We start from the raw sequence: 14008 nt of genomic DNA on the forward strand, positions 1-14008 counted from the left end.
TGGCCGATCGTAAACCGTTGCCGCGCTGCGGTTCTCGTTATTTTCGCGCCGCGATCATCGTCGTGGTGGCGCCGCGGTTCTCGTCAGTCGCGGCGTAATCCGGCCTGACCGGTCAGGACGGCGTCGACCAGTACCTCCGGCTCCGGCCAGCGGCGGTGCGGACGTGCGGTCCGCAGCGAGACGATGCCGTGCAGGGCGACCCAGATGTTGACGGCGATCGCCTCCGGATCACCCGGTGTGACCACCCCCGCCGCGATACCCGCCGCGGTGGCCGCGACCAGTCGCTCGAAGACCTGCTCGCCGGGCCGCTCCCCCGGCCGCGCCGGATCCAGCGCGAGTTCGGCGCCGAACAGAATGCGGTAGTGGCCCGGATTGTCCAGGCCGAAGCGGCAATACGCCGCGCAGCAGGCGCGTAGCCGCGCGGCCGGATCGGCGCCGGCCCCGATGGCCTCGGCCAGGGCGGCGTCCAGCCGGGCGAACCGGTCGCTGACCACCGCCGCCACCAGTCGATCCAGATCCGGGAAATGCCGGTAGATCGAGGGAGTCGCGATCCCGACCTCGCGCGCGACGGCCGCCAGCGTGAGCAGCCGGGCATCGCCGGACGCCGCCAGCAGCCGTGCCGCGGCCTCGACGAGTTCGGCGCGCAGCCGCTCCCCCTCGCCCCGCGGATTCCGGGGCCGTTTGGCCGGTGCCGCCGCCATCTCTGCTCCTCCTGCCGCCGCGAAACCGTTCCGCCGGTTGACGAGTCGCGGGTCCGAACTTAAGCTACGAACCATAAGCTTACATACCTTAGCTTATTCTGCCGCCCCGATTCCGCTGTCCGGATCCACCGTTGGGAGTCCTCATGTCCACCACGACCGCGACCCGCGTGACCCATTCGTGCGTCCTGCTGAATTTCGACGGGCGATACGTGCTGACCGATCCGTGGTTCTCGGAGAAGCCCGGCTATCTGCGCGGCGAACCGCTCGCGTACACGCCCGCGACCCTGCCGGACCTGACCGCGGTGGTCGCGAGCCACGACCACTACGACCATTACGACCTCGATGCCTTCGCCGCGTATCGGGACAGGGACGTACCGTTCGTGGTCAAGCGCGGCATGGGCGCCAAGGCCCACCGGGCCGGCTTCACGAATGTCACCGAAGTCGAAGCGTGGGAAGGGATCACGGTCGACGGCCTCACCATCACCGCCGCCCCGGCCGAACACGGGGTTCCCGAGATCACCTTCGTGATCCGGGGCGCCGGGCGCACCGTGTTCTTCGGCGCCGACACCCTGCGCATCCCCGGCCTCGATGAAATACCCCGGCGTTTCCCGGATATCGACCTCGCGCTGCTGCCGATCAACGGGCTGCGGATCCGTCCCGCGTTCAACCGCCAGGTCGTGATGAATGCCGAAGAGGCAGCGGAACTCTGCGGGATGCTGCGACCGGCGCTGGCGGTCCCCATTCACTATGCGTTCACCGCCGGAGCCCTGCGCGACCGCTGGTTCCTCAAATACGATGGCACGCCGGAACGATTCCGGCAGGCTGCCGCGAAATACGCACCCGACACCCGAGTTCGGGTACTCGCCCCGGGCGAGCCCGTCACCGTCGGCTGAGCTTCGCGGCGCTCGCCGGTCCGACGGCCGGGAGCGTTGTGACGGAACCGATCAACCTGATGTCGAAGATCGCGAGCGAGCTGGGCGCGATCACCCGGCGGGCCGCCGATGCGCTGGCCGACCGGATGGAGGGCATGGTCCGCACATCGGCCGACGGCTCGGAGATTCTGACCACGGCGGAGGAGCGCGGCGCCGTGGTGTTCCGCTTCGCCGACGAGCCCGAAAAGTATCCGGCCGCAGCGGAATTCGTGGCCCGGCTCACCGACCCGGACGCGGCGCGAACACAGCGCCTGATGTACCGCTACACCTCGCGCGAGGAACTGGAGGAGATCCTCGGCACCGGAAAGCTGCGCCCCGCATGGGATTCGAGCGGTCATCGCGGGCAGTTCGTGACGAGTACCGCGCCGGGCACGGTCTCCGATCTGACGTTGTCGGGCGAGATCGGCGTCTACCACACCATTCCGACGCACTATCTCGCCCTCGATGTGAGCAGATTGCCGCAGCGCAAGGTGGTTCACCTGTGGGACAGCAGATTTCTGATCCGCAACCGCCGCTCGCTGTACATCAACCGGCTGATCGTCCACGCGGGCCAGAATCCGGAGATCCATTGACGGGCTGCGGGTCTCGCCGGTCCGGTGGGCACGCACATCCGGGAGAACTCGTATCACAGTGCCCGCCGAGGGCTCCCTAACCGTCAGATGATCGTGCCGACGTCCTGGGTGACCAGGTGGTCCAGTGCGCGCTCGGCCACGGCCGCGATGGTCATCGAGGGGTTGCAGGCGGCGCAGTTGCCGGGGATCAGCGCGCCGTCCAGGACGTACAGGCCGCGCTGGCCGAGCACCCGGCCGTCCAGATCGCAGACCGAACCCATCGCGGCGCCGCCGAGCGGATGCCAGGTCGACGGGACCACGGCGTTGGTGTCGGTGAGCGTGCTGTCCGGGCCGGCGATGGCCCGGACCAGCGGGCCGATCCGGGAATCCTGGATGGCGGCGTCGCCGTCGCCGGGCCAGCGCAGCAGCGCGTCGTCGGTCGCCGAATCGTAGTCGAACCGGCCGCGGCCCGAGCTGACGCCGTAGCCGACCAGGACGGTACTGCGCGGATCGACGCTCAGCGGCGGGATCGACGCCTGGATCACGGTGGCCGCCGCGGCCGGATCGGACCAGTTCAGGCTGCCGTAGACGACCGGACCGCCCTGCGGGCTGCCCAGCGGCTCCCCCATATCGGTCCAGACGTAGATGCGGTCGGCGTTGGTACCCCAGTTACCACCCAGGCCGTCGGGCAGGTCCGGGATCTGGCCCTTGGCGGCGGCGCGCACCAGCAGTCGGGTGGTGTTGAGGCTGCCCGCGGCCATGATCAGCGTGCCGGTGGTGAGGATCAGGTTCTCCAGTACGGCGCCGGAGGTGTCGATGCGGTCGACGTGGACCGTCCAGCGTCCGTCGGCGGCCCGCTCGACGTCGGTGACGTGGTGCAGGGACCGGACCTCGACCCGGCCGGTGGCCTCGCCCGCCGCGAGATAGGTGACGTCGACCGAATGCTTGCCGCCGTTGTTCACACCCAGCGCGCCGGCGCCGTTGGTGTAGGACGGGGTCATCTTGCCGGCCAGTTCGTCCAGCGCGTAGTTCCAGTCGATCGGCATCGGAATCTTCGACACCGGCAGTCCGGCCGCCCGCGCGCGCTCGGCGAAGACCCGCGCGGCCAGGTAGTTGGGGCTGTCGACGAGCTGATCGGGGGCGACGGCCAGCTGCAACATGTTCGCGACCCGCGGGTAGTGGACCCGGTTCATGGTGGCCCAGTCCAGTTCGGCGGGGAACTGGGTGTGGAAGACGTCCTCGGCGGGTTGCAGCGACATGCCCTGATAGACCAGCGATCCGCCGCCGACGCCGGCCGCGCACAGGGCCGTCATGTTGTCGCCGGACACGGCCTCGATCAGGCCGGTGTAGGGCTCGAGGTCGAGTTGTTCGCCGAACAGTCGCTTGGCGGAGCGATACCAGAGGATCCGCTTGTCCGGATCGCTCGCCAGCGGGAAGGTCTGCGCGTTCGGGCCGGTCGGCCAGCGCATCCCGCGCTCGAGCAGCAACACCGACACACCCGCCTGGGCCAGCCGCAGCGAGGCGACGCCGCCGCCGAAGCCCGAGCCGATCACGATCACGCGGTGGTTCTCGCGGGTCAGGGGCACCCGCACCGGGGTCGGGATGTCGGCGCGGGCTAGCGGTCCGGCGGCGAGCCCGAGCGCCGCGGCGCCGGCCGCGCCCAGGAACGAACGGCGGGTGACTGCGGACATGACCGACCTCCGTGACGCATCAGGACACGTCGGCGCAGCATCCGGGCTACCGGAGTGCTGCGTCGAGTTGTCCTGCGAACGAACCGATTTGCGAGTTGGACGCCCGCTCGAGATCGGCGGGCCGACGCAAAACTAGACAGTATTGCGGGTAAGTGTCAAGATCAGCTTCGCGCGGTTTGTGATCAGTCCCGAAAGATCGGCGGCGACATCAGGGCCGGTAACACCCACCGGGCGACGAAGCGCCGCAGATCGTCGTCCGAACGGATATCGTCGCCGTCGAAGACGACCACCGACATGCCCAGCCGGACCACGATCTGGATGATGTCGTCCAGGTGCGGTTCCAGGCCCGGATCGAACTCCAGCACCGGCAGGAGCAGTTCTCGCGCCACGGGTTTCGCGCGGGTGGTCATCATCGGGTCGAACAACGGATTGTGGGTCTCGGCGGCGAGCAGCCGGCCCAGCACCGGATCCGCGCGGACCACCGAGCGGATCGCGACGAACAGTTCGCAGATGTACGCCGGAATATCCTGTACCGGAGCGAGTTTCGCACGGATGTCGGCGAGGGTCCGCATCAGCAGTGCGATCAGCGCCTGGGAGACCAGATCCTCGCGGGAGCCGAAGTTGGAGTACACGGTCTGGCGGGTCACCCCGGCCGTATGGGCGACGGCGGCGATGCTGACGCCCTCGAAACCCTCGCTCCGGATCACGTCGAGCGTCGCGTCGAGGATCTTGTTCCGTGAGCGCATAACTCCGGCAGTGTACGTTCGTGAACAGCGCGTTACGGATAATCGGGAATATGCCGGAAAATCGGACCGATCACGCACCCCCGGATCCGGTGGCGATTCTGTCCCGCTGGACGGAGGCGGGGGCGATCTGGCGGGTGCTCGGCCGCCGGGGCGATCGGGTGACCGTCGCCCTCTACCCGTGCACCGGCGGTGAGGAGGTGGACCGGTTCACCTCGGACGATCCGGAACTGCTGGCCTTCCTCGGCGATCGGCGCGGCAGCGACGACTGACCGGTCAGCGGCGGCGCAGCAGCGTCAGCGCGTCGGCGTCGGGCGAATCGGCCGTGACGGTGTAGGTGAACAGGCGCTGGCCCTGGGTGTCGGGCAACTGCATCGCCTCGTAGTGCAACTCCACGTCGCCGATCTCCGGGTGATGCAGCAATTTGCTTCCGCGCGAACACAATCGGACGTCGTGGCGGGCCCACAGGGTGGCGAATTCGGGGCTCTTGATGCTGAGGTCGCCGATCAGTTCGGCCAGCAGGCGGTCGTCCGGATACTCGGCGGCGACGTACCGCAGCGAAGCCACCGCGAGGGCCGCCTCGTCGGACCAGCGCCGGTACAGCTCGCGCGTGTGCGGATCGAGGAACAGCAGCCGCATCTGATTGGGCCGCCGGGCGGGATCCGCGGGGGCGGTGTGGTCGAGATGTCCCGCGAGCAGGGCGTGGCCCAGTTCGTTCCAGGCGAGGATGTCGTTGCGGCGGCCCAGCAGCAGTCCGGGTACATCGGGCATGGATTCCAGCAACCGGACCGCACCGGGGCTCGGCGCCTCCGGGCGGCCCGGCCGGGGCCGGCGCGCAGCGGCGGGCCGGGCCAGCGCGTAGAGGTGGGCGCGCTCGTCGTCGGCGAGACGCAGTGCGCGGGAGAGGGATTCGATGACGGAATCCCCCGCGTTCGCGGACTGTCCCTGCTCCAGCCGGATGTAATAGTTGATCGAGATACCCGCCAGCTGGGCGAGTTCCTCCCGGCGCAGGCCCGGTACCCGCCGGGCGCCCCAGGTGGTGAGGCCGACATCGGCCGGGCTGAGCGCGGCGCGCCGGGTGCGCAGGAAGTCGCCCAGTTCGTTCGCGGGCGGTGCGGCGGGGCCGGGTCGGGCCGCACGCGACGCCGCGGTCCCCTGCGGCGCGGTCCCTTGCGGCGCGGTCCCTTGCGGCGCGGTCCCTTGCGGCGCGGTCCCTTGCGGCGCGGTCCCTTGCGGCGCGGTCCCTTGCGGCGCGGTCCCTTCCGGCGCTGTGGTCCCCTGCGGCGACGTGGTCCCTTGCGACGGCGTGGTCCCCTGCGACGGCGCGGTCGCGGCCGCCGGGATGGCCGAATCGTCCGGAGTGTGCCGTGAGTGTGCCCGCATCACTCCAGTGTGCCCGCTCGGGTGGCGGCGAGGCTGACCCTGGCAGTGGTACCCATCGCCGGGAGTGGTTGCCCGCCGGCGGCCGGACGAGAGTCGCCGACATGACCATCGACTCTCCCGTCGTCACCGACACCGCACCGGAGCGTTCCGTCCGGCTGCGTGACCGGGTGGCGCTGCTCGTCCTGTTGACCGCGAGTTTCACTCTCGCCGTGGACTTCTCGATTCTGAATGTGGCGCTGCCGCGGATCGGCGCGGAGGTCGGGTTCGGCCTGGCCGATCTGCAGTGGATCGCCACCGCGTTCGCGGTGTGCGCGGCCGGGTTCACCCTGTTCTTCGGGCGGCTGGCGGATCTGTTCGGGCGCCGCCGGCAATTCCTCGCCGGGATGGCCGTGCTGGGCGTGGCCTCGCTGGCCGGCGGGCTCGCCACGACACCGTGGGTGCTGCTGCTCGCCCGGGTGGTCCAGGGGCTGGCCACCGCGGCGGTGACACCGGCCGCGCTGTCGCTGCTCACCACGTCGTTCCCGGAGGGGCGGCTGCGGGAGCGGGCGCTGGGGCTCAACGGGGCGCTGATGGCGGCCGGATTCACCACCGGGGCGATCCTGGGTGGGTTGCTGACCGATCTGATCAGCTGGCGGTGGGCGTTCTTCGTCAATGTCGTGGTCGCGGTGGCCGTACTGACCGTGGGACCGATCGTGTTGCGGGAGAACCGGTCCGAGGTCCGGCCGCGGCTGGACGCGCCGGGGGCGATCACGGTGACGCTGGCGCTGGTGGCCGGGGTCTACGGGCTCACCCAGGCCGGTCAGCGGTCCTGGGGCGATCCGCGGTGCTGGGGTTTCCTGCTCGCCGCCGTAGTGTTGCTGCTCGTGTTCGCGGGGATCGAACGCCGCGTGGCGCAGCCGCTGGTGCCGCCGATGTTGTTGCGGCGCCGCGGCATCGGCTGGGGTAACCCGGCCGGCATGCTCGCCTTCGCGACCGAGACCTCGGTGGTGTTCCTGCTGACCCTGTACCTGCAGAACGCGCGGGGGTTCACGCCGCTGCAGGCGGGCCTGACCTTCGCGGTGATGGGGCTCGGCACCGTGCTGGGCGGGATCGCGGGACCGCACGTGATCGGCCGGATCGGCGGAAAGTACGCGGTGGCAGCCGGTTTCGCGGTGCAGGCGGCGGCCACGCTGCCGCTGGTGTTCCTCGATTCGATGCCCGGCTGGTTCGTGGTGCTGCTGGTGGCGACCTTCGCCGGTGGCGTGGCGAATCTGGTGGCGATCGTGGGATTCATGGTGACCGCCACCTCGGGCCTGCCCGATTCCGAGCAGGGGCTGGCGACCGGACTGGCCACGATGAGTCAGCAGGTCGGTATCACGCTGGGCACGCCGATCATGTCGGCCGTGGTGACCGCGGCCGCCGGCGGGATCGCACACGGCGTCGCCACCGCCCTGGCCGTCGACGCCGCGGTCTGCCTGGCGTCCGCGGCGCTGTTCGCGGTCGCGCTACCGGGTTCGCGTACCCGGTCCTGAATCGGCTCGCCGGGCCGGCGACGGTGCTGTGGTCGTTGCGGCCGTCACAGCCACAGTCGCCGGCACGGCAGCAGCGGCAGATCGCCGCCCAGCTCGCCGTCGATCGTCACGACCGCGCCGGAGCGGGCCATCGCCTCGGCGAATCGGTCGGCGACGGCGCGGTCGTCCTGATAGTCGAGTTCCACCGGCGGGGTCGCGAAGCTCACATGGATGTGGCACGGCTCCCGCTTCGTCTCTACGCCACCATCATCGTTGACCGCAGGCATGTCATCGGTTCCCAACTATCGTCCGGCGGCCGCCACCCGACGGGGCGGTGTCGGCCGATACTTCGTGTCTCACAGGATGACCGGATTGCACGTGCGCGGCATCCGTAATCGCGAATACCGACCGCTTAGGTATATCGGCCACGGCCCGGCAACATACCGACCGGCCACTCGGCGGCGGGATATCGATGAACCGGTCCGCGACCGCTCGGCAACGTATTGTGGCCTGGCACTTGGCAATCCGGGCCGCCGCGGGCAACCGTCCGCGCGCACGGAGACGGTCCGCCGATCGTTGCTCAGGGGAACGAATGAGTTCTATCCTGGTCGGGTTAGTGAACGTTTGTTTGGTAACAACTCTTGGGGGTCGCTGTGACCGAAACCCTTCCCACCTACCCCATGTCCCGGGCCGCCGACAGCCCGTTCGATCCACCTCCGGACCTGCGCGACGTCGAACCGGTCGGCCGGGTTCGCATCTGGAGCGGCGAGACTCCTTGGCTCGTCACGAGTTACGACGCTCAGCGAGATGTGCTGGCCGATCAGCGGTTCAGCGCCGATACCCAGCGGACCGGCTTCCCGCACCAGTCCGCCTCGACCGCCGAGCGCCGCCGGGACTTCCGGCCGTTCATCGTGATGGACGATCCGGAACACGCGCGGCTGCGAAAGATGTTGACCCGCAACTTCATGATCAAGCGCATCGACGCGCTGCGACCGCGGGTGCAGCAGATCGTCGACGAGCTCATCGACGCACTGCTGGCCGGGCCGAAACCGGCGGATCTGGTGCGCGCCTTCGCGTTACCGGTGCCCTCGCTGGTGATCTGCGAGCTGCTCGGGGTGCCGTACGCGGATCACGATTTCTTCCAGGCGTGCAGCCGCAGACTCATCTCCCGGGACACGCCGGTCGACGAGGCGCTGGCCGCGAGCAACGAATTGCGTTCGTACCTGCGCGATCTCGTCCTCGACAAGCAGCGGTCGCCGACCGACGACATGCTCGGCCGGCTGGTCGCCGATCAGCTCGCCGCCGGTGCGGTGACCGTCGACGAGGTGGTGAGCATGGGTGTGCTCATGCTGATCGCCGGGCACGAGACCACCGCCAACATGATCGGTCTCGGCACGCTGGCGCTGTTGCACCATCCGGATCAGCTTGCCGAACTGCGCGATACGCGGGATCCGGCGCTCGTCGCCAACGCCGTCGAGGAGCTGCTGCGCTACCTGACCATCGTGCATTCCGGCCGGCGCCGGGTCGCCACCGAGGATGTGGAGGTGGACGGGCGGCTGGTCCGGGCCGGTGAGGGCATCATCCTGGCCAACGACGCCGGCAACCGGGACGCCGAGGCGTTCCCCGAACCGGATCGGCTCGACATCCATCGGCAGGCCCGGCACCACATCGCCTTCGGCTACGGCGTGCACCAGTGCCTCGGCCAGCCGCTGGCCCGGATGGAACTGCAGATCGTCTACGGCACGCTGTATCGCCGAATTCCCACGCTGCGCTCGGCCGTTCCGCTCGCGGAGATCGAGTTCAAACACGACATGATCGTGTACGGCGTCCACGCGCTGCCCGTCACCTGGTGAGGACCGACTCATGAAAGTTGTTGTGGATCAGGACAAGTGCATCGGTTCGGGGCAGTGCGTGCTGGTGGCCCCGGAGGTGTTCGACCAGCGCGACGACGATGCGATCGTGGTGCTGCTCCAGGAGCATCCGGCCGCCGCCCACGAGGACGGGGTGCGCCAGGCCGCCCGGCTGTGCCCGGCGCTGGCGATCGAACTCGACGAACAGTGAGCGACGGGATCCGGCCCGCGACCGGATCCCGCCACCGTGTGTCTATCACGTGATTGACAGCATCGGCCGCGGATGTCACCGTATCCGGACCGGCTGCCGCATCGGGGCGTGACGCCGGGGACGGAGGCGTTCCGATGGGATTTCTCGAGCCCGAGCTGCCCACGCTGGATCTGGCGGAATGGTCGAAAGGCTCACGCGGGGAACGGATCCGGCCGATGGCCCGGCACTGGGCCGAGGTCGGCTTCGGCACGCCGGCGGTGCTGCACCTGTTCTACGTGGCCAAGATCGGGCTGTATCTGCTCGGCGGCTGGCTGATCGCGGGCTGCACCCCCGGCCTGGGCGGGCCCACCGCGGTCGGATCGTGGTGGTCGGAGCCGATCGTGTTCGAGAAGATCGTGCTGTACACCATGCTATTCGAGGTGATCGGGCTGGGCTGCGGATTCGGGCCGCTGAACAACCGGTACTTCCCGCCGATGGGGTCCGTCCTGTATTGGCTGCGGCCCCACACGATTCGGCTGCCACCGTGGCCGCGGCGGGTGCCGTTCACGGCGGGCGACGACCGCACGCCGGTGGACGTCGCGCTCTACGCCGCGCTGCTGGTGGCGATCTGCTGGGCGCTGGGTTCCGGTGGCGCCGGCCCGGATCCGGTGTCGCACCACGGCACCGGACTGCTGCCGCGCTGGGAGATCGGGCTGATCCTGGTGCTGCTGGCGGCGGCCGGGCTGCGCGACAAGGTGATCTTCCTGGCCGCTCGCGGCGAGGTGTACGCGACGCTGACGGTCACCTTCCTGTTCGGCGGCGCCGATACCGTGATCGGGGCGAAGCTGATCTTCGTCGTGATCTGGGTGGGTGCGGCGACCTCGAAACTGAACCGGCACTTCCCCTTCGTGGTGTCGACGATGATGTCCAACAGTCCGGTGATGCGGCCGCGCGCGCTCAAACGCCGGTTCTTCGAACGCTTTCCGGACGATCTGCGGCCGGGCCGATGGTCGCGGGTAGTCGCGCACGTCTCCACCGCGATCGAGATGGCCGGGGGCATCGTCCTGCTGTGCTCCGGCGGCGGCCCGGTGACCGCGGTCGTGGCGACGGTCCTGGTGTGCTTCCACCTGGCGATCCTCACCGCGATCCCGATGGGGGTACCGCTGGAGTGGAACGTCTTCATGATCTACGGCGTGCTGGCGCTGTTCGTCGCACACGCGGACCTGCGGCCGTGGAATCTGACGCATCCCGCGCCGGCCGTGCTGCTGACGCTGCTGGCGGCGGGGGTCGTGGTCGCCGGAAATCTGTTCCCGCGCAAGGTCTCCTTCCTGCCCGGCATGCGGTACTACGCCGGGAACTGGGACACCACGCTGTGGTGCGTACTGCCCTCGGCGGCCCGGAAGATCGACGAGCACGTGGTGGCGATCGCGAGCATGCCGCAGGCCCAGCTGGAGCGGGTGTACGGCAAGGATCGCGCGGTGATCCCGCTCTATCTGGGATACGCGTTCCGCGCGATGAATTCGCACGGGCGGGCGCTGTTCACGCTGGTGCACCGCGCGATACCCGCCGACCGGGCGGCCGAGTACACCGTCACCGACGGGGAACGGATCTGCAGCACCGCGATCGGCTGGAATTTCGGTGACGGGCATATGCACAACGAGCAGCTGATCGCGGCCCTGCAGCGGCGCTGCGGATTCGAGCCCGGCGAGGTCCGCGTGATCCTGCTGGACGCTCAGCCGATCCATCGGCAGACCCAGCGGTATCGCCTGATCGACGCGGCCACCGGGGAATTCGAGCGCGGCACCGTCCGGGTGGCGGATCTGGTGACCCGTCAGCCCTGGGACGACGACGTGCCGGTGGCGGTGGACCGCTAGCGCTCAGCCCGCGGTCATGCCGCCGTCGACGACGAATTCCGAACCGGTGCAATAGCTGGACTCGGCACTGGCCAGGAACACCACCAGGCCGCTGACCTCCTCCGCCACCCCGAGCCGGGTGAGCGTATTCGCCTCGCGGTCGGCGGTGGCGCCGGTCGGTGCGCCGATCATCGGGGTGAGGATCCCGCCCGGGTGCACCGAATTGACCCGCACGCCATGGGGAGCCAGTTCCAGCGCGGCCGATTTGGTCAGGCCCCGCAGGCCGAATTTGGAGGCGGTGTAGGCGTGCATCCCGGCCACGCCCTGCATACCCGCGGCCGAGGAGATATTGACCACCGCGGCGGGCCGGGCCGCCACCAGCGCGTCGCGGGCTGCGGACAGGCCGAGGAACGGGCCGGTCAGGTTGATCGACAGCACCCGCTGCCACTGCTGTTCGGTATAGGTGCCGAGTGCGCCGCCGTCGAGGACGCCGGCGTTGTTGACCAGCACGTCCAGCTTGCCGAACAGCTCGACCGACCGGGCGACGGCGGCCGTCCAGGCCGCGGCGGAGGTCACGTCGAGCGGGACGTAGGCGGCGTTGTCCCCCAGTTCGGCGGCCAGTTTCGCGCCGGCCTCGGCGGCGATGTCGCCGAGGACCACCCGCGCACCCTCCGCGACGAATGCGCGGGCGTGCGAGGCGCCCATCCCCGAGGCGCCGCCGCTGATCAGCGCCACGCGGCCGGCCAGTCGTCCACTCATGTTGTGCCCCTTCGCTTCCCGGCCCTCAGGCCGGTTCCGTGGTCAGCGGTTCGGCCGGCTGATCGGGCCGGAACACGCAGCGGGTGCGGGTGTAGATGGTCGGCATGCAGGCATTGCAGTGCACACAGGCGGACCGGGTGGTGGCATCGGATCGGATGCGGTGCAACAGATTCGGCTCGCGCAGCAGGGCCCGGCCCATCGCCACGAAATCGAAGCCCTCGGCCCGCGCCAGCTCCATGGTCGCCAGATTCGTGATACCGCCCAGCAGGACCAGCGGCATCGACAGCTCCCGGCGGTAGTGCCGCGCCCGCTCCAGCAGGAAGCCGTCGCGATACGGGTACTCCTTCAGGAACTTCCGGCCCACCACGTAGAAGCCCAGCCGCGCGGGAGTGGGCAGCACCTTCGCGAAATCGCGGCGCGGCGCGTCGCCGTGGAACAGCAGCATCGGATTCAACAGCGAACTGCCGGCGGTCAATTCGAGTGCGTCCAGCGCGCCGTCCGCCTCCAGCCAGGCGGCCACCTGCAGCGATTCCGGCACCTCCAGGCCGCCGCGCACGCCGTCGGTCATGTTCAGCTTCGCCGTCACCGCGAGCCGGTCGCCGACGGCCGCCCGCACCGCGCGGGCGATCTCGCGGGCCAGCCGGGCCCGGTTGGCGGTGGAGCCGCCGTAGCGGTCCTTGCGGTGGTTCAGCTTCGGGCTCAGGAAGGAGCTCACCAGATAGTTGTGGCCGAAATGGATTTCGACCGCGTCGAATCCGGATTCGGCCGCCAGCCGCGCGGCGTTCGCGTGGGCGGCGATCACCTCGGCGATCTGGTGCTCGTCGGGAACTCGCATGCGGCTCATGGACAACGGGCTGAACATCGGGCTCGGCGACAGTGCCGGAACGCGATTGGAGGCGGCGTTGGCCACCGGCCCGGCGTGGCCGATCTGCGCGCTCGCCGCGGCGCCCTCGGCGTGCACCGCGTCGGTGAGCCGGCGCAGGCCGGGCACCGCCTCGGGCCGCATCCAGATCTGGTGCCGGTCGGTGCGGCCGCCGGGGGCGACGGCACAGTAGGCGACCGTGGTCATCCCGACACCGCCGGCGGCGATCTCGCGATGGAAGTCGATCAGGTCGTCGGTGACCAGCGCGTCCGGGGTGCGGCCCTCGAAGGTCGCGGCCTTGAGCACGCGATTGCGCAGGGTCACCGGGCCGAGCGTGGCCGGTTCGAAGATGTCGGTCATCGTATTTCTCCTGCCGATGCGGGTTGCTCCGCCGGTGCGGTCAGACCGGCCACCACGAACCGCCGCAGCGTGGCGAGCATGTCCGGCGCGAGCTCTCGTTCCTCCGCCCCGGCCTGGCCGAAGCGCATGATGATCAGGTCGAAGGCCAGCATCCAGCGCCGCCGGCCGATCCGTTCGTCCAGGCCGGGGAGCAGATCCACCCACGAATCGAGCCGGAACCAGGGGCCGTGGAATCCGGTGGCGCGGCGGCCCAGCACGAAGCGGGCCAGTAGCCGCAGATACAGCCGGCCGGTCGGATCGGCGGCCAGCTCCACGAACGGGGCCAGCACCGCGTCGACGATGTCGGCGACCGAGCCGCGGGCAGCCACCGCCGTCAGCCGGTCGGCCCACAGCGGCCCGAGCCGCTCCTCCAGCAGCGCGGCGACCAGCGCCTCCTTGGAGCCGAAGTGGTAGTGCACGGCGGCCGGATTCGCCCCGGCCTCGGCGCAGATCGCGCGGACGGACACCTCGTCGTAGTGCGCGGTCCGCAACAGGGTCTCGGCGGCGGACAGCAGCCGGTCGCGGGTACTCGGGGCGGTGTCGGTCATGTCATGAGTAGAACACGTTCCCATCGTTGTTTCAATCAGTGATTGAAACAACGATG

General features: G+C 69.7%; 15 protein-coding genes. 7 read left to right on the plus strand and 8 right to left on the minus strand.

Annotation, left to right across the window (positions count from 1 at the left end):
• Positions 1 to 83 precede the first annotated feature (83 nt).
• Positions 84 to 701: a TetR/AcrR family transcriptional regulator gene (locus G361_RS0121310; protein ID WP_019929139.1), complete on the minus strand. Its 618-nt coding sequence runs from the start codon at positions 699 to 701 to the stop codon at positions 84 to 86.
• A gap of 143 nt (positions 702 to 844) precedes the next feature.
• Here G361_RS0121310 and G361_RS0121315 point away from each other — a divergent pair, with 143 nt between their 5' ends.
• Both G361_RS0121315 and G361_RS0121320 read left to right on the plus strand, forming a co-directional pair.
• Entirely contained in the window at positions 845 to 1594 is a 750-nt protein-coding gene (locus tag G361_RS0121315) for an MBL fold metallo-hydrolase (RefSeq protein WP_019929140.1), read from the plus strand.
• 38 nt (positions 1595 to 1632) lie between these two features.
• Positions 1633 to 2205 carry a hypothetical protein gene (locus G361_RS0121320; protein WP_019929141.1) on the plus strand — a complete coding sequence of 191 codons (573 nt, stop codon included), beginning with the start codon at positions 1633 to 1635 and terminating at the stop codon, positions 2203 to 2205.
• A gap of 83 nt (positions 2206 to 2288) precedes the next feature.
• Here the strand turns inward: G361_RS0121320 and G361_RS0121325 are convergent, their stop codons facing one another.
• Positions 2289 to 3875, minus strand: coding sequence for a GMC oxidoreductase (locus G361_RS0121325; protein WP_019929142.1), 1587 nt, complete (start codon positions 3873 to 3875; stop codon positions 2289 to 2291).
• Positions 3876 to 4057: 182 nt separating this feature from the next.
• Positions 4058 to 4621 (minus strand): TetR/AcrR family transcriptional regulator, encoded by a 564-nt coding sequence (locus tag G361_RS0121330; RefSeq protein WP_019929143.1) that lies wholly within the window; start codon positions 4619 to 4621, stop codon positions 4058 to 4060.
• A 50-nt stretch (positions 4622 to 4671) separates the two neighbouring features.
• Between G361_RS0121330 and G361_RS0121335 the strand changes: the two genes are divergently transcribed.
• A complete protein-coding gene (locus G361_RS0121335; RefSeq protein ID WP_019929144.1) occupies positions 4672 to 4890 on the plus strand; it encodes a hypothetical protein in 219 nt (72 codons plus the stop codon).
• Between the two features lie 4 nt (positions 4891 to 4894).
• On the opposite strand, the gene G361_RS44370 is transcribed toward G361_RS0121335, so the two are convergent.
• Positions 4895 to 6001 carry a helix-turn-helix transcriptional regulator gene (locus G361_RS44370; protein WP_019929145.1) on the minus strand — a complete coding sequence of 369 codons (1107 nt, stop codon included), beginning with the start codon at positions 5999 to 6001 and terminating at the stop codon, positions 4895 to 4897.
• A 101-nt stretch (positions 6002 to 6102) separates the two neighbouring features.
• Between G361_RS44370 and G361_RS0121345 the strand changes: the two genes are divergently transcribed.
• Positions 6103 to 7512 carry an MFS transporter gene (locus G361_RS0121345; protein WP_019929146.1) on the plus strand — a complete coding sequence of 470 codons (1410 nt, stop codon included), beginning with the start codon at positions 6103 to 6105 and terminating at the stop codon, positions 7510 to 7512.
• Positions 7513 to 7556: 44 nt separating this feature from the next.
• Here the strand turns inward: G361_RS0121345 and G361_RS49620 are convergent, their stop codons facing one another.
• Positions 7557 to 7778, minus strand: coding sequence for a hypothetical protein (locus tag G361_RS49620; RefSeq protein WP_155981531.1), 222 nt, complete (start codon positions 7776 to 7778; stop codon positions 7557 to 7559).
• Positions 7779 to 8171: 393 nt separating this feature from the next.
• Here G361_RS49620 and G361_RS0121355 point away from each other — a divergent pair, with 393 nt between their 5' ends.
• The 3 genes from G361_RS0121355 to G361_RS0121365 all read left to right on the plus strand — a co-directional run bounded on the left by G361_RS0121355 (position 8172) and on the right by G361_RS0121365 (position 11405).
• The gene (locus G361_RS0121355) at positions 8172 to 9344 is read left to right on the plus strand and encodes a cytochrome P450 (RefSeq protein WP_019929148.1); all 1173 of its coding nucleotides are present in this window, start codon (positions 8172 to 8174) and stop codon (positions 9342 to 9344) included.
• A 10-nt stretch (positions 9345 to 9354) separates the two neighbouring features.
• Positions 9355 to 9552 carry a ferredoxin gene (locus tag G361_RS0121360; protein ID WP_026343320.1) on the plus strand — a complete coding sequence of 66 codons (198 nt, stop codon included), beginning with the start codon at positions 9355 to 9357 and terminating at the stop codon, positions 9550 to 9552.
• A gap of 134 nt (positions 9553 to 9686) precedes the next feature.
• Positions 9687 to 11405 (plus strand): DUF3556 domain-containing protein, encoded by a 1719-nt coding sequence (locus tag G361_RS0121365; RefSeq protein ID WP_019929150.1) that lies wholly within the window; start codon positions 9687 to 9689, stop codon positions 11403 to 11405.
• A 3-nt stretch (positions 11406 to 11408) separates the two neighbouring features.
• Here G361_RS0121365 and G361_RS0121370 read toward each other — a convergent pair whose 3' ends face one another.
• Genes G361_RS0121370 through G361_RS0121380 form a run of 3 tightly spaced genes read right to left on the minus strand, consistent with a single transcriptional unit; the run spans position 11409 to position 13952 of the window.
• A complete protein-coding gene (locus G361_RS0121370; protein WP_019929151.1) occupies positions 11409 to 12143 on the minus strand; it encodes an SDR family oxidoreductase in 735 nt (244 codons plus the stop codon).
• Between the two features lie 25 nt (positions 12144 to 12168).
• Entirely contained in the window at positions 12169 to 13365 is a 1197-nt protein-coding gene (locus G361_RS0121375) for an NADH:flavin oxidoreductase (protein WP_019929152.1), read from the minus strand.
• A complete protein-coding gene (locus tag G361_RS0121380) occupies positions 13362 to 13952 on the minus strand; it encodes a TetR/AcrR family transcriptional regulator (RefSeq protein WP_019929153.1) in 591 nt (196 codons plus the stop codon). Before G361_RS0121380 ends, G361_RS0121375 begins: the two co-directional genes overlap by 4 nt.
• Between the last annotated feature and the right edge of the window lie 56 nt (positions 13953 to 14008).

This window comes from Nocardia sp. BMG111209 (genome assembly GCF_000381925.1).
Taxonomy (GTDB): domain Bacteria; phylum Actinomycetota; class Actinomycetes; order Mycobacteriales; family Mycobacteriaceae; genus Nocardia.

Excerpts from the sequence above, each read along its gene's own strand:
- G361_RS0121365 (WP_019929150.1), top strand. The coding sequence starts at position 9,687 with ATGGGATTTCTCGAGCCCGAGCTGCCCACGCTGGATCTGGCGGAATGG.
- G361_RS0121330 (WP_019929143.1), bottom strand. The coding sequence starts at position 4,621 with ATGCGCTCACGGAACAAGATCCTCGACGCGACGCTCGACGTGATCCGG.
- G361_RS0121310 (WP_019929139.1), bottom strand. The coding sequence starts at position 701 with ATGGCGGCGGCACCGGCCAAACGGCCCCGGAATCCGCGGGGCGAGGGG.
- G361_RS0121315 (WP_019929140.1), top strand. The coding sequence starts at position 845 with ATGTCCACCACGACCGCGACCCGCGTGACCCATTCGTGCGTCCTGCTG.
- G361_RS0121355 (WP_019929148.1), top strand. The coding sequence starts at position 8,172 with ATGTCCCGGGCCGCCGACAGCCCGTTCGATCCACCTCCGGACCTGCGC.
- G361_RS0121335 (WP_019929144.1), top strand. The coding sequence starts at position 4,672 with ATGCCGGAAAATCGGACCGATCACGCACCCCCGGATCCGGTGGCGATT.
- G361_RS0121325 (WP_019929142.1), bottom strand. The coding sequence starts at position 3,875 with ATGTCCGCAGTCACCCGCCGTTCGTTCCTGGGCGCGGCCGGCGCCGCG.
- G361_RS0121370 (WP_019929151.1), bottom strand. The coding sequence starts at position 12,143 with ATGAGTGGACGACTGGCCGGCCGCGTGGCGCTGATCAGCGGCGGCGCC.
- G361_RS49620 (WP_155981531.1), bottom strand. The coding sequence starts at position 7,778 with ATGCCTGCGGTCAACGATGATGGTGGCGTAGAGACGAAGCGGGAGCCG.
- G361_RS0121345 (WP_019929146.1), top strand. The coding sequence starts at position 6,103 with ATGACCATCGACTCTCCCGTCGTCACCGACACCGCACCGGAGCGTTCC.
- G361_RS0121360 (WP_026343320.1), top strand. The coding sequence starts at position 9,355 with ATGAAAGTTGTTGTGGATCAGGACAAGTGCATCGGTTCGGGGCAGTGC.
- G361_RS0121375 (WP_019929152.1), bottom strand. The coding sequence starts at position 13,365 with ATGACCGACATCTTCGAACCGGCCACGCTCGGCCCGGTGACCCTGCGC.
- G361_RS0121380 (WP_019929153.1), bottom strand. The coding sequence starts at position 13,952 with ATGACCGACACCGCCCCGAGTACCCGCGACCGGCTGCTGTCCGCCGCC.
- G361_RS44370 (WP_019929145.1), bottom strand. The coding sequence starts at position 6,001 with ATGCGGGCACACTCACGGCACACTCCGGACGATTCGGCCATCCCGGCG.